Raw genomic sequence first — 18,008 nt, 5'->3', positions numbered from 1 at the left:
CGATGAAACGAATTCGCCGACTACTTTTGCTAACCTTGCCGTTTGTGGCTGCGACATGTTTTGCGGCGCAAGCGGCTCCGGCCCATGATGAATCTTTAATTAAGCAGCGTGTGCGTTCTTTAGGGGTGAAGGTACTTAGCATTGAGCCCTCGGGCATTAAAGGATTGATGGAAGTCAGTACATCCGGCGGGCTGCTTTATGCCTCCCCCGACGGTGAGTACTTTGTTGCTGGCACCCTATATCGTTTAGGCAAGAATGGTCGCTATGAAGATGTGGCGGCCAAAAAACAAGCACCTATTAATGCGAAAAAAATTGCGGCTTTTAAAGATCAAATGATTTCATTTAAAGCGCCGAATGAGAAATACGCTGTCACAGTATTTACTGACATTACTTGTGGTTACTGCGTGCGTTTGCATGACCAAATTAAAGAATATAATGATTTGGGGATCACAATAAATTACTTAGCGTTCCCACGTCAGGGGCCGACAAGTCCAGTGGCTGAGCAAATGGCAGCAATTTGGTGCGCGACAGATCCAAAAGACGCGATGCATGAGGCGAAAACATCTCGTCGTTTGCCAGAACTAAAAGGCGACAAAGCACAGCAATGCAAAACCAACATCGCTAAACAATATGCGTTGGGCGCTGAGCTTGGAGTGAAAGGGACACCTGCGATATTCTTACCGAATGGTGAAATGATAGGTGGCTACTTACCGCCGAAAGCGCTTCTGCAAAAACTGCAAAGTAAATAAGAACGGTTGATCTCTGATGCTGCACGCTTGAGTTCTTAATCGGTTCTAATCTTTAGTCAATTAATAAAGGGAGCTGGCTTTTGCCTGCTCAAAATATTTGATGATAAAAATTCAGCGTCGTCCAGAATCGGATTTGACGAAATTACCCGCCAGTATTGCGCCTTTATTGAGGCGCATTTACGTAAATCGCGGCATTACGAATACCCAACAATTGGATAACACCGCCAAATCCTTACATTCCTACCAGCATTTAGCAGGCATTGAGAAAGCCGTCTCCTTGCTTTATGACGCAGTGTGTAATAACGAACGAATCATCATTGTTGGTGATTTTGATGTGGATGGGGCGACCAGTTCGGCCTTATCGGTGTTGGCATTTCGCATGCTAGGCAGCAATAACGTTAGTTACTTAGTGCCGAATCGGTTTGAAGATGGCTATGGCTTGAGTCCGGAAGTGGTTGATCAGGCACTAGCGATGCAGGCTGAGTTGATCATGACCGTTGATAACGGCGTGTCATCGATTGAGGGGGTTCGTTATGCCAAGCAGCATGGACTAAAAGTGGTGGTAACTGATCATCACTTACCGGGCCATTGCTTGCCTGAAGCTGATGCGATGGTCAATCCAAACCTCTTCGATTGTCACTTCCCATCGAAAGCGCTAGCAGGCGTTGGCGTTGCCTTCTATTTGATGATGGCACTGTGTGTTCACATGCGTAAGCAGGGCTTTTTTGTCCAGCGTGGGATGCCTGAACCCAAGCTAATGGAGCTTATCGACTTAGTAGCGTTGGGGACAGTGGCGGATGTGGTGCCGCTGGATGACAATAATCGCATCTTGGTTCACCAAGGATTGCAACGCATTCGAGCAGGTAAAGGCCGAGCGGGCATTCAAGCGTTGATTGAAGTGGCGAACCGTAAACCGAGCCGTTTGGTTGCCGCGGATTTTGGTTTTGCACTAGGGCCGAGAATTAACGCTGCTGGTCGCTTAGACGATATGTCTTTAGGAGTGGAGCTTTTGTTGAGCGATAATATTCATGTTGCTCGCCGTATGGCGTGTGAGTTGGATGAGCTCAATCAAACCCGCAAAGAAATCGAAGATAGCATGAAGCAAGAAGCAATGGCCTTTTGCGAACGGCTCCAATTGGGCGAAGGTGACGATTTCCCTTATGGTGTGGTGCTGTATCAACGTGATTGGCATCAAGGGGTGATTGGTATCTTGGCTTCGCGGATCAAAGATAAGTTTCACCGCCCTGTGATAGCGTTTGCCGACGGCGGCGAAGGGACTCTGAAAGGTTCCTGTCGATCGATTGTGGGTTTGCATATGCGTGATACGCTCGACCGCATTGATACTCAGAACCCTGGTCTGATATTGAAATTTGGTGGGCATGCTATGGCCGCAGGTTTGTCGATTGCCGAAGGTAGCCTAGAACGTTTTTCTCAGCTGTTTGATCAGTCAGTTCGTCAGCAATTGGATGAATCGGCGTTGAAAGGCGTAATCTTAAGTGACGGTGAGTTACTACCGGAAGAGTTTTCACTACATAGTGCTGAGCTTTTACGCTCAGGAGGGCCTTGGGGCCAAGGCTTTCCTGAGCCTTTATTTGACGGTGAATTTAAAATTTTGCACCAAAAGTTGGTTGCGGATAAACACCTTAAATTGATGCTGGAACCATTATATAAGGGCCAACCAACCAATATCACTCTGGATGGTATTGCCTTCAATGTTGACTTGCGCCGCTGGCCTGACCCTGCCACGAAACGTGTGCGCCTTGCTTATAAATTGGATATCAATGAATTTAGGGGCAATCAGTCTTTGCAGCTACTGATAGACCACATTGACCCAGCTTAAATGATCGTTAGGGAGCCAAGTGCTCCCTTTTTATGTCCAGTCTCGCTTTGATATCAACGCCACCTAGAGCCGCAAACTTCCCTCTCCTCATTAACTTACGTTGGATATAAGTTAACTTCGTTTTACATATTAGCCTTGTAATAATTAGCATCCCCCTTACATTTTGTTAATTATTTCAAAGCGGTAATTGGTAATACCACTTTACACAACAAAGAGTGCAAGCGTTTGTTGTCAAAATTATTTTTCACTGCTGACACCATGATTTCGGTCGAGAATTCGCTGGAAGTTGCAGGGCAGGTATGTTAATTTCTACCCCACTTAAAATTGGTATTACCAATTGACTGTAAGAGTAGAAGAATAATAAATATGGCTTATCAAAGGATTCGTCAGCCTAAACTTTCCGATGTGATCGAGCAAGAGATTGAAAGGCTGATTGTAGAAGGTACTCTTTCGCCAGGACAGCAATTGCCACCAGAACGCGAATTGGCAAAACAATTCGATGTGTCTCGTCCTTCGATCCGTGAAGCAATTCAACGCTTAGAAGCGAAGCGATTACTGACCCGTCGCCAAGGTGGTGGTACTTTTGTCAGTGAGACTATCTGGACAGGCTTCTCAGATCCACTACTGAACCTCCTTGCTAGCCATTCTGAAACTCAGCTTGATTTACTAGAATCGCGTCACGCGATGGAAGGTATTTCGGCTTATTTTGCAGCCTTGCGTGGTACCGAAGAAGATTTTACTCGCATACAAGCCTGCCTCGATAAAATCTCCGAGGCGGAAGATAGGCAAGATGTTGCGGCAGAAGCGTCTGCTGTAATGAGTTTTCTCATTACTCTAACAGAAGCTGCACATAATGTAGTGCTGCTACACATCGTTCGTAGCTTATCGCCGCTGTTAGAGCAAAATGTATTGCAGAATTTAAAACTGCTGCATCGACGCAAAGATGTCGTAGAAAAAGTCAGTAAACACAGAGCCAATATTGTGGATGCCATCGTTTCAGGTCAGCCAGAAAAGGCGCGAGAAATGTGTCACTCACACTTGGCTTATATTGAAGAAACATTGTTGGATTTGACACGTGAGGAGTCTCGTCGCGAGCGTTCTTTACGACGAATTCAGCGGGGTGATGAGTCGTAATTGCACGGCTGATTACTTGTCTAACGTAGATCCAACCAACAGAAGGATAGGTCTCCATGTCTGATATGAAGCATGATGTAGATTCACTTGAAACTCAAGAATGGCTAGAAGCACTTGAGTCAGTGGTACGCGAAGAAGGTATAGAACGCGCTCAGTTCTTACTGGAAAATGTTTTAGATAAAGCTCGTTTAGATGGCGTTGATATGCCAACGGGTATCACTACTAATTACATCAACACGATTCCAGCAACACAAGAACCGGCTTACCCTGGTGATGTGACTCTTGAGCGTCGTATTCGTTCAATTATTCGCTGGAACGCAATCATGATCGTATTGCGTGCATCTAAGAAAGACCTAGACCTTGGTGGTCACATGGCTTCTTATCAGTCAGCTGCAGCATTTTATGAAGTGTGTTTTAACCACTTTTTCCGCGCGCCAAATGAGAAAGATGGCGGCGATTTGGTTTACTACCAAGGTCACATCTCTCCAGGTATCTACTCTCGTGCATTCGTTGAAGGTCGTCTAACTGAAGAACAGCTAGATAACTTCCGTCAAGAAGTAGACGGTAAAGGTATTCCTTCTTACCCTCACCCGAAACTCATGCCTGAATTCTGGCAGTTCCCAACAGTTTCTATGGGTCTTGGTCCTATTTCTGCTATCTATCAAGCTCGCTTCTTGAAGTACCTTGAAGGCCGCGGTCTAAAAGAGACTTCTGAGCAACGTGTTTACGCGTTCTTAGGCGATGGTGAGATGGATGAGCCGGAATCACGTGGTGCACTTTCTTTCGCTTCTCGTGAGAAGCTAGACAACCTATGTTTCCTTATCAACTGTAACCTTCAGCGCCTAGATGGTCCTGTAATGGGTAACGGTAGCATCATCCAAGAACTAGAAGGCCTGTTCAAAGGCGCTGGTTGGAATGTTGTTAAAGTTATCTGGGGTAGCAACTGGGATTCTCTACTTGCGAAAGACACCACTGGTAAGCTTCTTCAGCTAATGAACGAAACTATCGATGGCGACTATCAGACATTCAAATCTAAAGATGGTGCATACGTACGTGAGCACTTCTTTGGTAAATACCCAGAAACAGCGGCACTTGTTGCAGACATGACTGACGATGAAGTCTTCGCTCTTAAGCGTGGTGGTCATGATTCATCTAAACTGTTTGCTGCATTTAACAATGCAAAAGAAACAGGTGGTAAGCCAACAGTAATCCTAGCGAAAACTGTTAAGGGTTACGGCATGGGTGATGCGGCTGAAGGTAAGAACATTGCGCACGGTGTGAAGAAAATGGACATGACTCATGTTCAGCATCTACGTGACCGTCTTGGCTTAGAAGATATTCTTTCAGATGAGAAGATCAAAGATCTTCCTTACTTGAAGTTGGAAGAAGGCTCGCCGGAATACGAATACCTCCACGCGCGTCGTAACGCGTTAAAGGGCTATACACCTAAGCGCTCTCCTAAATTTACTCAAGAGTTTAAAGTACCAGAGCTAGACGCATTTGCTCCTCTACTTGGTGAGCAGAAGCGTGATATTTCTACTACGATGGCTTACGTTCGTACTTTGAATATCTTGCTTAAAGATAAGAACATTGGTAAGAACATTGTTCCTATTATCTGTGATGAAGCGCGTACCTTTGGTATGGAAGGCTTATTCCGCCAGGTTGGTATCTACAACCCTGAAGGTCAAGAATACACGCCTGAAGATAAAGGTATTGTTTCTTACTACAAAGAAGCGACGTCTGGTCAGGTTCTTCAAGAAGGGATCAATGAGCTAGGCTCTATGGCATCTTGGGTTGCAGCTGCGACTTCTTACAGCACCAACGATCTGCCAATGATCCCATTCTACATCTACTACTCAATGTTCGGTTTCCAACGTATTGGTGACATGGCATGGTTAGCGGGTGACCAACAAGCACGTGGTTTCCTACTAGGCGCGACTGCCGGTCGTACCACGCTAAATGGTGAAGGTCTACAGCACGAAGATGGTCACTCACACATCATGGCGGGCACTGTTCCGAACTGTATCTCTTACGACCCAACGTTTGCATACGAACTAGCGGTTATCACGCAAGACGGTATCCGTCGCATGTATGGTGAGAACCAAGAGAACGTTTACTACTACCTCACAGTAATGAATGAAAACTACGCAATGCCAGCAATGCCAGAAGGCGCTGAAGAAGGCATTCGTAAGGGTATCTACAAGCTTGAATCACACGCGGGTGCTAAAGCGAAAGTTCAGTTGATGAGCTCTGGTACTATCATGAACGAAGCGCGTAAAGCAGCACAGATCCTAAGCGAAGAATATGGCGTAGCATCTGATGTATTCTCTGTGACTTCTTTCAATGAGCTAACTCGTGACGGTCAAAATGTTGAGCGTGACAACATGCTTCACCCAGAAGCAGAAGAGAAAGTACCGTACATCACACAAGTTCTTGGTAATGAACCTGCAATTGCAGTGACGGATTACATGAAAAACTACGCTGAGCAAGTACGTGCATTCGTTCCTGCTGAGTCGTACAAAGTACTTGGTACTGACGGCTTCGGTCGCTCGGATAGCCGTGCAAACCTACGTCGCCACTTCGAAGTGAATGCTGGCTACATTGTTGTTGCAGCGCTAACTGAACTCGCTAAGCGTGGTGATGTTGAGAAGTCAGTGGTTGCTGAAGCAATCAAGAAATTCGACATCGACACTGAAAAAACTAACCCGCAATACGCATAAGACTTGCATTAAGGTAGGAAAACACAATGGCAATCGAAATTAATGTACCAGACATCGGTGCGGATGAGGTTGAAGTAACTGAAATTCTTGTAAGCGTTGGCGACAAGGTTGAAGAAGAACAATCTCTAATCACTGTAGAAGGCGATAAAGCTTCTATGGAAGTTCCTGCTTCTCAAGCGGGTATCGTTAAAGAAATCAAGGTTGCTGAAGGCGACAATGTTTCTACTGGTTCTTTAATCATGATCTTCGAAGCAGAAGGTGCTGCAGCAGCACCGGCTGCGCCAGCAGTTGAAGCGGCGGCACCAGTTGCTGCAGCTCCTGCAGCGGCAGCTGAGCTTAAAGAAGTTCACGTTCCTGATATCGGCGGCGACGAAGTTGAAGTAACTGAAATCATGGTTGCTATCGGCGATGCAGTTGAAGAAGAGCAATCTCTTCTTACTGTTGAAGGTGATAAGGCTTCAATGGAAGTTCCTGCTCCATTCGCTGGTATCGTTAAAGAAATCAAGATCGCTTCTGGTGATTCAGTTTCTACTGGTTCTCTAGTAATGGTATTCGAAGTAGCTGGCTCTGCACCTGCAGCCGCTCCTGCTCCAGCGGCGGCAGCACCAGTTGCAGCGGCTCCAGTAGCATCAGCTGAAAAAGAAGTGAACGTTCCTGATATCGGTGGCGACGAAGTTGAAGTCACTGAAATCATGGTAGCGGTTGGTGATACAGTTGAAGAAGAGCAATCTCTAATCACTGTAGAAGGCGACAAAGCTTCTATGGAAGTTCCAGCACCTTTCGCCGGTACGGTGAAAGAAATCAAGATCGCAGCGGGTGACAAAGTGTCGACTGGCTCGCTAATCATGGTCTTTGAAGTTGCGGGCGCAGCACCATCAGCGGCTCCAACTCAAGCGGCGGCGCCAGCAGCAGCTCCGGCTCCTGCGCAAAAAGCGGCGGCTCCTGCAGCGTCAGCAACCGGCGACTTCCAAGAAAATAATGAGTACGCACACGCATCTCCTGTAGTTCGTCGTCTTGCGCGCGAATTCGGTATTAATCTAGCGAAGATTAAACCGACTGGCCGTAAGAGCCGTATCGTGAAAGAAGACGTACAAAACTACGTGAAAGACGCGCTTAAACGCCTAGAATCTGGTGCTGCGGCATCTGGTAAAGGTGACGGTGCGGCACTTGGTCTTCTTCCTTGGCCAAAAGTAGACTTCAGCAAGTTTGGTGAAACTGAGCTTAAGCCTCTTTCTCGTATCAAGAAGATTTCTGGCGCAAACCTACACCGTAACTGGGTAATGATCCCGCACGTTACTCAGTGGGACAACGCTGATATCACTGAAGTTGAGCAGTTCCGTAAAGAACAGAATGCGATCGAAGCTAAGAAAGATTCTGGCATTAAGATCACACCACTTGTGTTCATTATGAAAGCGGCAGCGAAAGCGCTAGAAGCGTTCCCATCGTTCAACTCTTCTCTATCTGAAGACGGTGAAAGCCTAGTTCTGAAGAAGTACGTGAACATCGGTATCGCGGTTGATACGCCAAATGGTCTTGTTGTTCCTGTCTTTAAAGACGTGAACAAGAAAGGCATCTACGAGCTTTCTGAAGAGCTAATGGCGATTTCTAAGAAAGCGCGTTCTGGTAAACTGACTGCGGCTGATATGCAAGGCGGTTGTTTCACTATTTCTAGCTTGGGCGGCATCGGTGGTACTGCGTTTACTCCAATCGTTAACGCTCCAGAAGTGGGCATCCTAGGTGTATCTAAGTCTGAAATGAAGCCTGTATGGAACGGTAAAGAATTCAAGCCGCGCCTACAATTGCCACTTTCTCTTTCTTACGATCACCGCGTGGTCGATGGAGCAGAAGGTGCACGCTTTATCAGCCACCTAAACGGCTGCCTAAGCGACATTCGTCGTCTAGTGCTATAAGCAGGTATCAATTGAGAGGCGGCAATATTGGCCGCCTCTATTGAAATAAATCGATGACTGATTCATGAAGAATTGGTTTTTCGCAATTGAAGTGTTGTCTAGCTCACAGGCTAAATGGATTTGCTTTTCACACCATTCACATCTCTGTAGACTGTTTGCGGTCTGAATAATGGTTTGAAAACAAACTGACTAGAATAACAAATGTCTTCCCCGCTTAGCCTGTTAGGGATAATGACTACAAGAGGTCAAAATGAGCAAAGAAATTAAAGCCCAAGTTGTTGTACTTGGATCAGGTCCTGCAGGTTATTCTGCTGCGTTTCGCTGTGCAGATTTAGGTCTGGATACGGTATTAGTTGAACGTTTCAGCACGCTTGGCGGTGTATGTCTGAACGTGGGTTGTATCCCATCAAAAGCACTGCTACACGTTTCTAAAGTAATCGAAGAAGCGAAGTCACTATCTGAGCACGGTATCGTATTTGGCGAACCAACTATGGATCTCGATAAAGTTCGTAGCTGGAAAGACAAAGTTGTCAATCAGTTGACTGGCGGTCTTGGCGGAATGGCTAAGATGCGCAAAGTAACCGTGGTTAATGGTTACGGTAAATTTACTGGCGCTAACTCTATCGAAGTTGAAGGTCAAGACGGCAAAACTGTTGTTAACTTCGACAACGCGATTGTTGCAGCAGGTTCTCGTCCGATTGAATTACCATTCATTCCGCATGAAGACCCACGTATCTGGGATTCAACAGATGCGCTAGAGCTGAAAGAAGTGCCTAAGAAACTGCTTATCATGGGCGGTGGTATCATTGGTCTTGAGATGGGTACGGTGTACCACTCTCTGGGTTCTCAAATCGACGTTGTTGAAATGTTCGATCAAGTGATCCCTGCCGCTGATAAAGACATCATTAAAGTCTTCACTAAGCGTATCAAGAAGAAGTTTAACTTGATGCTTGAAACAAAAGTAACTGCAGTTGAAGCAAAAGAAGACGGTATCTACGTTTCAATGGAAGGCAAGAAAGCGCCAGCTGAAGCTGAGCGCTACGATGCAGTCTTGGTTGCAATCGGCCGTGTACCTAACGGTAAGCTAATCGATGCTGAAAAAGCGGGCATTGCAGTCGACGAGCGCGGCTTTATCAATGTTGATAAGCAAATGCGTACTAACGTTGCTCACATCCACGCGATTGGCGATGTGGTTGGCCAACCGATGTTGGCTCACAAAGGTGTGCATGAAGGTCACGTAGCGGCTGAAGTGATTTCTGGTAAGAAACACTACTTCGATCCTAAAGTGATTCCTTCAATCGCGTACACTGAGCCAGAAGTCGCATGGGTTGGTAAGACTGAGAAAGAAGCAAAAGCGGAAGGCGTAAACTACGAAACGGCAATTTTCCCTTGGGCTGCTTCTGGTCGTGCGATCGCATCTGACTGCGCTGACGGTATGACTAAGATGATCTTCGACAAAGATAGCAAGCGTGTTATCGGTGGCGCGATCGTTGGTACTAACGGCGGCGAATTGCTGGGCGAAATTGGTCTAGCGATTGAAATGGGTTGTGATGCAGAAGATCTTGCACTGACAATCCACGCACACCCAACATTGCATGAATCTGTTGGTCTGGCTGCGGAAGTCTTTGAAGGCTCTATTACCGATCTTCCTAACGCGAAAGCGAAGAAGAAAAAGTAATTCGACCTGATATCTATATTGAAAATGCAGCCTTTTATGGCTGCATTTTTTATGGTCGTAACATACTGAAAAATAGATATCACAGATAAAAAAAGCCGCTGATTTATCAGCGGCTTTTCAACTTCAGTGATATGTCGTGAGTCGATAGGCCTGTAGCCATTCCTCACCCGGTATTTACTGGTAAATACACATCATATTCAGTTGTCCCTCGACGAGCTTATTAGCGGCTTCTACGTCTTGTAACCGATTGGCTTGAATAAACGAAGAGTAGAAGATGCCATGAAACATGGTCGCTAGGTGCTCAGGTTGATATTGATTGCTTATTTCACCCCGTTCAATAGCTCGGCTAAACATGTTTTGCACAAGCATTTGATTAGTTTGATTGGTGGAAACAAACAGTGGCCAAACTTCATCGCGTGTGGATGCACTCCACTCAACCCATACTTTAAGCCAATGGCAATCATTGATCACAAGTTCGATCATGGCCTTGGTAATGTTGGTTGAGTTTTCACGTGCATGAAGATCTAAGTCGATGTTATCAGAAAGGAAGTTAGAAAATTGGCGAACCACATGGTTCAGCACATCGTCGACGAGATCTTCGCGAGTGGGGAAATAATTGAAAACAGTCGCCACTGATACTTGAGCAATTTCAGCAATATCTGCATGGCCTCCTCGGCCAATCCCTCTGCGTGCAAACACTTCTAACGCAATTTCCATTAATTGCAGTTTACGCTTTTGTGGTGACAAGCGCGTGCGCGGTCTCTTTATAATAGAATCCATAGATACTAATCCTTGCCAAGTGATTTGTTATACAGGCTTCAATTCCTGTTTTATTAGTTATTTAATATCCAATTTATTAATTATTATATGCCTTGTGTTTTGCCCTATGAGTGTAATGGTGCATATCTTTTAGGTCAATGAGTTATGGCAATATTATGACTACTTCTGCGAGTTAGTAAGGTTTCATTAACCGCGATAACATAATAAAAAACACTCTATATAGTGGTAAAAATTTAACTATCTTTGGGAGGAATGATAAGATGTGGCGCACAAATTTGAGTGCGGTTGCTATGTTTATAGTAATTAACACCACGTGATTGATGAATTGAGTATGAAACATACAGTAGAAGTGATGATTGCTGAGCAAGAAGTTCAGCAGCGAGTGAAAGAGCTAGGCCTAGCGATCACCGAACATTATCAAGGAAGTGACAATTTAGTGTTGGTTGGATTGTTGCGCGGTTCGTTTATTTTTATGGCCGACTTGGCGCGCGCTGTGGAAGTTAATCACGAAGTCGACTTTATGACGGCTTCTAGCTACGGCAACGCGATGGAAAGTACTCGTGATGTTCGTATTTTGAAAGACCTAGATGATGATATTGAAGGCAAAGATGTACTTCTTATCGAAGACATCATAGATACGGGCAATACCTTGACTAAGGTTAAAGAGATCTTGTCTTTACGTGGCCCTAAGTCTATCGAAATCTGTACTTTACTAGACAAACCATCTCGTCGTGAAGTTGATGTGGATGTGAAATGGGTTGGTTTTACTATCCCAGACGAGTTTGTTGTGGGTGTCGGCATTGACTACGCGCAGAAGTATCGCCACCTACCGTACATTGGTAAGGTCGTTCCTCAAGAGTAATCTTGACATTTTGTTAAGATTTTCTTGAAAAATAGCGCTTTGAGGCGCTATTTTTGTATGCGTTAACTATCCTTTTTGAGGAGATTACTTCTTAAGGATATCGCTTATCGCCTTTTGGTGGGACGACTCTAACGTTTCGCTTTTTGCACAGCGTACGCCGAGGTCTTCTAACTTCCCGTCACCGATACCATATATCACCCCGTGTATTTCAACGTCTTGGCCTCTTTCCCATGCATTCTGCATGATGGTTGAGTTGCCTAAGTTGTATACTTGCTCAGCGACATTGAGTTCACACAGCTTATCAGCCCACTTATTCTCTGGAAGGTGAGAAAATTCGCTTTTATGCTTTAGGTAGAGATCGCGAATATGTAATAGCCAGTTATTGATTAGGCCTAACTTCGGATTTTCAATAGCGGCAAGGACACCACCACAACCATAGTGGCCGCAGACGATAATGTGTTTAACTTTGAGTACGTCGACTGCGTATTGTACGACAGACAAACAATTAAGATCGGTATGAATAACTTGGTTGGCAACGTTACGGTGAACGAACAGTTCCCCTGAGTAAAGGCCGGTTAATCGCTCCGCGGGAACGCGGCTATCTGAGCAACCTATCCATAGGAAATCCGGGCTTTGCCCTTGAGCTAGAGTTGCAAAGAATTCAGGGCGTTCTGATTTGATTGACTTGGACCACTCGGTATTATTGTCAAACAACTTTTTAATTTCTGGCATTCCACTTTCCTCACTTATTTGCCACACTATACACAAACTTGCCCAGCTGGGCTCGAAAAAATTCTGCCAAATTTACTCATCAGATCACTGAATAACAACAGGTAAAATTGGTTCACTCACCCTTATTCTCACTTTGAACATAACTTATGTACGCATTAGAAATAGACAAGTTACACAAGACTTATGCTGGTGGCTTTGAAGCGCTCAAAGGCATTAGCTTAACCGTGGAAAAAGGCGACTTTTATGCATTACTAGGGCCTAATGGTGCAGGCAAGTCGACCACTATTGGCATCATCTCCTCTTTGGTTAATAAATCTTCAGGCTTAGTGAAAGTGTTTGGTTTCGATATCGACACCGACTTAGAGCGCGCTAAACAAAACCTAGGCTTAGTGCCACAAGAATTCAACTTCAACCAGTTTGAAACGGTTGAGCAGATTGTATTGCAGCAGGCCGGCTACTATGGTGTGCCGAAAGCATTGGCTCAGGAGCGTTCTAAGAAATACCTATCTCAATTAGATCTGTGGGAGAAACGTACTGAGCGGGCCAGAAATTTATCTGGAGGAATGAAACGCCGTCTGATGATCGCTCGAGCGTTGATGCACGAGCCCAAACTGCTTATTTTAGATGAGCCTACTGCCGGGGTTGATATTGAACTTCGCCGATCTATGTGGGAGTTCCTACGAAAGATTAACCAAGAGCAGGCGATCACCATCATTTTGACGACTCATTACTTGGAAGAAGCTGAAATGTTGTGCAGAAATATCGGCATTATCAATCGTGGCGATCTGATTGAAAATACGTCGATGAAATCACTGCTGAATCAGCTACATGTAGAGACTTTTATTCTTGATTTAGACAAGGCTGATGATCTACCTAAGTTGACCGGTGTAACTTCGCAAAAGCTGGTCAATGGCTCACTTGAAATTGAAATCGAGAAAACGGTTGGATTGAACCAAGTGTTTCAACAACTGACGGATCTCGGTGTACAGGTACTATCGATGAGAAATAAAGCCAACCGTTTGGAAGAACTCTTCGTGGATATTGTGAAACAAAAAGGGGAGGAGGCGTAGTCATGTACCGTTTATATTGGACTGCATTTTGTAGTTTAGTGGCAAAAGAAATCAATCGTTTTACTCGTATCTGGATTCAAACGCTTGTCCCACCTGCCATTACCATGACACTGTATTTCGTGATTTTTGGTAGCTTGATCGGCTCTAGAATAGGCCAAATGCATGGCTTTAGCTACATGCAATATATTGTTCCTGGGCTGATCATGATGTCGGTGATTACCAACTCTTATTCCAATGTTGCCTCTTCTTTCTTTAGCGCAAAATTTCAGCGTAATATTGAAGAATTGCTTGTTGCGCCGGTTCCTACCTATGTAATTATTTTTGGTTATATTATGGGGGGGGTGGTACGCGGCTTGTTAGTGGGAACCATAGTGACTTGCGTGTCGTTATTCTTTGCTCATTTGCATGTGCAGCATTGGGGAATTGTCATTGCGACCGTATTTTTGACTTCGGTGGTGTTTTCTCTGGGTGGTTTAATCAATGCGGTGTTCGCGCGCACTTTTGATGACATCTCTATCGTACCCACTTTCATTTTGACGCCTCTAACTTATTTAGGGGGCGTGTTCTATTCCATCAACTTACTGCCTGAATTTTGGCAGACTGTGTCAAAAATAAATCCTATCGTGTATATGGTGAATGCTTTCCGTTATGGCTTTTTAGGTATTTCCGATGTAGGGATAGGCACATCGTTTGCTATGTTGTTTGCTTTTGTGATTGCTCTTTATTCTTTGGCGCATTATTTGGTCGCTAAAGGGGTAGGACTGCGGACTTAATAGTTTGTTATAGAAAATAAAAATTGTTATAGAAATAAAAAGGCCGACATAATTGTCGGCCTTTTTATTGATAGCTGAGATTCATTTCTAGCGAGTCGTAGACAGCTACTCGATGTTTTCTTTACTGGCAGCTTCGACTGTGTCGGAAGGTTCATCCTTCGCTTCAGTTTGCAGCTCTACCAGTTGGTTGTCTATTAAGCGTGCCTGACCTAAATAGGCCGACATTAATATAACCGCTTGCTCTGAGTCGGCAGTGATCGCTTGCAGCGTTCTTGAATCACGAATATAGATTTCATCTGGCTGCAAACCTGCTGCGCGCAACTGATCGCTGGCATCTTCAACGATAGATGCGTACTCGTCACGGCCACTACGAATTGCACTACTGATCCAGCGCATCGTACGAGCCAATACAGGCGCACGTTGGCGCTCGTCAATCGTTAGCATGTTGTTGCGAGAGCTCATGGCGAGACCGTCCATTTCACGGACAGTCGGTACGCCTATGATGTTGATATCCATCGCAAGGTCTTGCGCCATTTGCTTGATAACGGCCAACTGCTGGAAATCTTTCTCACCAAAACAAGCAACATTCGGTTGTACGATATTGAATAGCTTAGCAACGATAGTCGCCACACCACGGAAATGGCCCGGACGTGAAGCGCCTTCCAAAGTATGTGATAACCCTGGCACTTCGACGAAAGTTTGTTTTTCCAATCCTAGCGGGTACATGATGTCGGGCGTTGGTGTGAACAACACGTCAACGGCTTCGGCTACCAACTTTTGCGAATCTTCTTCCAGAGTACGCGGGTAGTTACTTAGATCTTCTGCTCGCTCGAATTGCATCGGGTTGACAAAAATACTGGCAACTACCACGTCTGCGTTTTCGCGCGCTTTGCGAATCAGAGTCAAGTGACCATCGTGTAAGTTGCCCATGGTTGGGACAAAGCCGATTCTTAGCCCTTCTCGTTTGTATTGCTGGATCCGCTCTCTCAGAGAAGAGATATCAGTAAAAGTTTGCATGGGTCTATCCTCTAAGCAATGGTATGGGCTTCACCAGGGAAGGCACCGCTTTCAACTTCTTCAATATAGAGAGACACAGCTTGACGCATATCACCCGCTTCGTCGAGGAAGTTTTTTGAGAACTTCGGCATGTAATTCGCTGAAATCCCAAACATATCATGCATAACTAGGATTTGACCGTCGGTTGCATTACCGGCACCAATACCAATGACTGGAATGGTTAACGCCTCTGTGATGCGAGCCGCTAATGCTGCAGGTATACACTCGAGTACCAGAAGCTGTGCGCCAGCGGCTTGTAGCGCAAGCGCGTCTTCTAGAATTAAGTCTGCCTTGTCTTGCTCACGACCTTGGACTTTGAAGCCGCCAAATATATTGACTGACTGTGGAGTTAGGCCAAGATGAGCACAAACAGGAACGGCGCGTTCGGTGAGCGCTTTTACTGTCTCAACAAGCCAAGCACCGCCTTCTATTTTGACCATATTTGCGCCAGCTCGCATTAAGGTTGCGGCATTTTCACAAGATTGCTCAATATTGGCAAAGCTCATGAACGGCATATCAGCGAGTAGCAATGCATTTTGGCTACCAGCTCGCACACAGCGAGTGTGGTAAGCAATCTCATCAATCGTCACTGGTAGGGTATCAGAGTGTCCCTGTAGTACCATACCTAGTGAATCCCCAACTAATAGGACAGGCATGTTTTGGTTTTCAAACAATTGAGCAAAGCTGGCGTCATATGCTGTCGCCGACGCAAACTTACGACCTTCTTGTTTCCACTTAACAAGGTCGTTGATCGTGATCTTTTTCATTCAGTGTCCTTAATCGGAGTTGGCTATGGTTGCCAAATATTGAGTCCGTTGCGCTCTATACTTTTCAGTAACTCTTCAAGATGACTTCCATCAGGGAGGCACAAGTTCGGCGCTATTTCGGCTAGAGGGTAGAGCACGAATTCGCGTTCTTTCATCCCATAGTGGGGGATGGTTAGCCTTGGCAGATCAATCGTGTGATCGCCATATAAGATGATGTCTAGGTCGAGTGTCCTCGGCCCCCAACGCTCATCTTTACGGACTCGCCCGTGCGTATTCTCAATCGACTGAGTCTGATCAAGTAGCTCGAGCGGAGTTAATTGAGTCGTGATTTTTACGACGGCATTAATATAATTAGGCTGGTCTTGCGGCCCCATAGGGCTACTCGTATACAGCTTGGAAGCGCGGGCAAACTCAGACTTAGGCAGTTGCTTCAACGCTTCTATGGCCTGCTGCGCTTGAGCAGCAGGATCCGAGAGATTACTACCGACAGCAATGTATGCAGCAATCATTATTCTGCCTTGCTTTTCGTTTTCTTCCGGTAGTTTCTACGACGGCGATAATTTGGTTTTCCTTCATCATCACCTTGCAACGCCATTTCTTGTTTTTTCTCACGGCTAGCTTGTTGGAACGTGTCCCACCACTTGGCTAGCTGTTCGGTCTCGCCTTGTTCGATCTCACCGCGCATGACTAGGAAATCAAACCCAGCACGGAACTTATTCAGTTCCATTAAGCGAAATGCTCGCTTACCGCTGCGGCGTGGCAGGCGAAGTTGCAATTGCCAAATCTCGCGAACTGTCGCAGTGTGGCGTTTAGGAATTGCAATGGTTTTTACTTGCTGATCAAGCACAATGTTGCTGGCTTCCATTACGGCGTCGTAATAAGACAGCTTGCGTTCAGTAACCAATTTATCGGCCAGACCAATCATCGGATACCACAACATCGCAGCAAACATAAACGCAGGATTGATGCGTTTACCTTCTTCTGCGCGAAGATCGGTGGAGTCTAACACAATATCGAGCATTTGTTCTGTGTGGCTCGAATAATCTTCAGTGAAGTGCTCGGAGACTGTCGGGAACAGTTGCTGGAACAGGTCATACTCACGCATTAGGTGATAGGTTTCTAGACCATTACCTGATTGCAGTAGTTTCAACGATTCTTCATAAAGCCTTGCTGCCGGAATGTCTTTTAGCAGGTGTGCTAGATTTTCAATCGGAGCGGCGGTTTCTTCTTCAATGTCAAAATCGAGTTTACAAGCGAAGCGAACGGCTCTTAGCATTCGCACCGGATCTTCACGATAGCGGACGTCAGCATCACCAATCAGGCGGATCAGTTTGTCTTCAAGATCTTCTTTGCCTTCGGCATAATCATGAATGCTGTAGTCGGAAATGTTGTAGTACATCGCATTGATGGTGAAGTCGCGGCGTTCGGCATCTTCGTCGATAGAACCATAGACGTTATCGCGTAATAACATGCCTTCTTTTGATTGGGCTGAAGTATGTTTACTTGGCGTTTGATGGTGGCCACGGAAAGTGGCCACTTCGATGATGTCGCGGCCAAACATAATATGAGCTAAACGAAAACGGCGACCGATCAAGCGGCAGTTACGGAACAAATGTTTGATTTGTTCTGGTGTGGCGTTGGTCGCAATATCGAAATCTTTTGGAGTATGTCCCAACAATAGATCGCGAACACCGCCTCCGACTAGGTAGGCTTCGTAGCCAGCACCAGTTAGGCGATACAACACTTTTAATGCGTTGTCGCTAATATTCTGGCGCGAGATATTATGCTCTTGGCGAGTAATGACGTTTAACGCCAAATCTGTGTATGCATTAGACTCGTAAGGAGTACAGTCGTTTCTATTCATCTGCTCTAAAATTGTAGGTTGAGCCCGCTAAGTGTTCGGCGCTAGGCGACAATTGGGTCAATATTGGCCTAAT

Annotated in this window: 15 protein-coding genes; 9 read left to right on the top strand and 6 right to left on the bottom strand. The window is 45.5% G+C overall.

The window, feature by feature from the left end; genetic code table 11:
* Positions 1–2 precede the first annotated feature (2 nt).
* The 6 genes from dsbC (at position 3) to lpdA (ending at position 10,031) form a co-directional block, all read left to right on the top strand.
* Positions 3–749 (top strand): bifunctional protein-disulfide isomerase/oxidoreductase DsbC, encoded by a 747-nt coding sequence (gene dsbC / locus L4C34_RS08620; protein ID WP_428788931.1) that lies wholly within the window; start codon positions 3–5, stop codon positions 747–749.
* Between the two features lie 100 nt (positions 750–849).
* On the top strand, positions 850–2,589 hold the full coding sequence (gene recJ / locus L4C34_RS08615; RefSeq protein WP_428788930.1) for a single-stranded-DNA-specific exonuclease RecJ: 1,740 nt from the start codon (positions 850–852) through the stop codon (positions 2,587–2,589).
* Between the two features lie 366 nt (positions 2,590–2,955).
* Complete coding sequence (pdhR, locus tag L4C34_RS08610) at positions 2,956–3,723, top strand: pyruvate dehydrogenase complex transcriptional repressor PdhR (protein WP_428788929.1); 768 nt, start codon at positions 2,956–2,958, stop codon at positions 3,721–3,723.
* A 56-nt stretch (positions 3,724–3,779) separates the two neighbouring features.
* The gene (aceE, locus tag L4C34_RS08605; protein WP_428788928.1) at positions 3,780–6,443 is read left to right on the top strand and encodes a pyruvate dehydrogenase (acetyl-transferring), homodimeric type; all 2,664 of its coding nucleotides are present in this window, start codon (positions 3,780–3,782) and stop codon (positions 6,441–6,443) included.
* Between the two features lie 26 nt (positions 6,444–6,469).
* On the top strand, positions 6,470–8,353 hold the full coding sequence (aceF, locus tag L4C34_RS08600; RefSeq protein WP_428788927.1) for a pyruvate dehydrogenase complex dihydrolipoyllysine-residue acetyltransferase: 1,884 nt from the start codon (positions 6,470–6,472) through the stop codon (positions 8,351–8,353).
* Positions 8,354–8,603: 250 nt separating this feature from the next.
* Complete coding sequence (lpdA, locus tag L4C34_RS08595; protein WP_428788926.1) at positions 8,604–10,031, top strand: dihydrolipoyl dehydrogenase; 1,428 nt, start codon at positions 8,604–8,606, stop codon at positions 10,029–10,031.
* Between the two features lie 174 nt (positions 10,032–10,205).
* Here the strand turns inward: lpdA and L4C34_RS08590 are convergent, their stop codons facing one another.
* The gene (locus L4C34_RS08590) at positions 10,206–10,811 is read right to left on the bottom strand and encodes a LuxR/HapR/OpaR family quorum-sensing transcriptional regulator (protein WP_428788925.1); all 606 of its coding nucleotides are present in this window, start codon (positions 10,809–10,811) and stop codon (positions 10,206–10,208) included.
* A gap of 331 nt (positions 10,812–11,142) precedes the next feature.
* On the opposite strand from L4C34_RS08590, the gene hpt reads away from it, so the two are divergent.
* Positions 11,143–11,673: a hypoxanthine phosphoribosyltransferase gene (gene hpt / locus L4C34_RS08585; RefSeq protein ID WP_428788924.1), complete on the top strand. Its 531-nt coding sequence runs from the start codon at positions 11,143–11,145 to the stop codon at positions 11,671–11,673.
* An 84-nt stretch (positions 11,674–11,757) separates the two neighbouring features.
* On the opposite strand, the gene can is transcribed toward hpt, so the two are convergent.
* Positions 11,758–12,405 carry a carbonate dehydratase gene (can, locus tag L4C34_RS08580; protein WP_428788923.1) on the bottom strand — a complete coding sequence of 216 codons (648 nt, stop codon included), beginning with the start codon at positions 12,403–12,405 and terminating at the stop codon, positions 11,758–11,760.
* A 146-nt stretch (positions 12,406–12,551) separates the two neighbouring features.
* On the opposite strand from can, the gene L4C34_RS08575 reads away from it, so the two are divergent.
* Entirely contained in the window at positions 12,552–13,475 is a 924-nt protein-coding gene (locus tag L4C34_RS08575; protein ID WP_428788922.1) for an ABC transporter ATP-binding protein, read from the top strand.
* Between the two features lie 2 nt (positions 13,476–13,477).
* Positions 13,478–14,248, top strand: a complete 771-nt coding sequence (locus L4C34_RS08570; protein ID WP_428788921.1) for an ABC transporter permease — start codon at positions 13,478–13,480, stop codon at positions 14,246–14,248.
* Positions 14,249–14,353: 105 nt separating this feature from the next.
* On the opposite strand, the gene panC is transcribed toward L4C34_RS08570, so the two are convergent.
* From panC to pcnB, 4 genes are read right to left on the bottom strand one after another with little or no spacing between them, the layout of a single operon-like run.
* On the bottom strand, positions 14,354–15,265 hold the full coding sequence (gene panC, locus L4C34_RS08565) for a pantoate--beta-alanine ligase (protein WP_428788920.1): 912 nt from the start codon (positions 15,263–15,265) through the stop codon (positions 14,354–14,356).
* Positions 15,266–15,276: 11 nt separating this feature from the next.
* The gene (panB, locus tag L4C34_RS08560; protein ID WP_428788919.1) at positions 15,277–16,071 is read right to left on the bottom strand and encodes a 3-methyl-2-oxobutanoate hydroxymethyltransferase; all 795 of its coding nucleotides are present in this window, start codon (positions 16,069–16,071) and stop codon (positions 15,277–15,279) included.
* Between the two features lie 23 nt (positions 16,072–16,094).
* Entirely contained in the window at positions 16,095–16,580 is a 486-nt protein-coding gene (gene folK, locus L4C34_RS08555; RefSeq protein ID WP_428788918.1) for a 2-amino-4-hydroxy-6-hydroxymethyldihydropteridine diphosphokinase, read from the bottom strand.
* Positions 16,580–17,935, bottom strand: a complete 1,356-nt coding sequence (gene pcnB, locus L4C34_RS08550; protein WP_428788917.1) for a polynucleotide adenylyltransferase PcnB — start codon at positions 17,933–17,935, stop codon at positions 16,580–16,582. Before pcnB ends, folK begins: the two co-directional genes overlap by 1 nt.
* Between the last annotated feature and the right edge of the window lie 73 nt (positions 17,936–18,008).

This window comes from Vibrio profundum (assembly GCF_050337555.1).
GTDB lineage: Bacteria > Pseudomonadota > Gammaproteobacteria > Enterobacterales > Vibrionaceae > Vibrio > Vibrio profundum.
Note: the sequence above shows the minus strand (reverse complement) of the source record. Positions and strands in the feature narration are given on the sequence as shown.

Coding starts and splice junctions, on each gene's coding strand:
- panB (WP_428788919.1), bottom strand. CDS start 16,071: ATGAAAAAGATCACGATCAACGACCTTGTTAAGTGGAAACAAGAAGGT.
- hpt (WP_428788924.1), top strand. CDS start 11,143: ATGAAACATACAGTAGAAGTGATGATTGCTGAGCAAGAAGTTCAGCAG.
- L4C34_RS08575 (WP_428788922.1), top strand. CDS start 12,552: ATGTACGCATTAGAAATAGACAAGTTACACAAGACTTATGCTGGTGGC.
- L4C34_RS08570 (WP_428788921.1), top strand. CDS start 13,478: ATGTACCGTTTATATTGGACTGCATTTTGTAGTTTAGTGGCAAAAGAA.
- aceE (WP_428788928.1), top strand. CDS start 3,780: ATGTCTGATATGAAGCATGATGTAGATTCACTTGAAACTCAAGAATGG.
- recJ (WP_428788930.1), top strand. CDS start 850: ATGATAAAAATTCAGCGTCGTCCAGAATCGGATTTGACGAAATTACCC.
- panC (WP_428788920.1), bottom strand. CDS start 15,265: ATGCAAACTTTTACTGATATCTCTTCTCTGAGAGAGCGGATCCAGCAA.
- aceF (WP_428788927.1), top strand. CDS start 6,470: ATGGCAATCGAAATTAATGTACCAGACATCGGTGCGGATGAGGTTGAA.
- pcnB (WP_428788917.1), bottom strand. CDS start 17,935: ATGAATAGAAACGACTGTACTCCTTACGAGTCTAATGCATACACAGAT.
- L4C34_RS08590 (WP_428788925.1), bottom strand. CDS start 10,811: ATGGATTCTATTATAAAGAGACCGCGCACGCGCTTGTCACCACAAAAG.
- lpdA (WP_428788926.1), top strand. CDS start 8,604: ATGAGCAAAGAAATTAAAGCCCAAGTTGTTGTACTTGGATCAGGTCCT.
- folK (WP_428788918.1), bottom strand. CDS start 16,580: ATGATTGCTGCATACATTGCTGTCGGTAGTAATCTCTCGGATCCTGCT.
- dsbC (WP_428788931.1), top strand. CDS start 3: ATGAAACGAATTCGCCGACTACTTTTGCTAACCTTGCCGTTTGTGGCT.
- pdhR (WP_428788929.1), top strand. CDS start 2,956: ATGGCTTATCAAAGGATTCGTCAGCCTAAACTTTCCGATGTGATCGAG.
- can (WP_428788923.1), bottom strand. CDS start 12,405: ATGCCAGAAATTAAAAAGTTGTTTGACAATAATACCGAGTGGTCCAAG.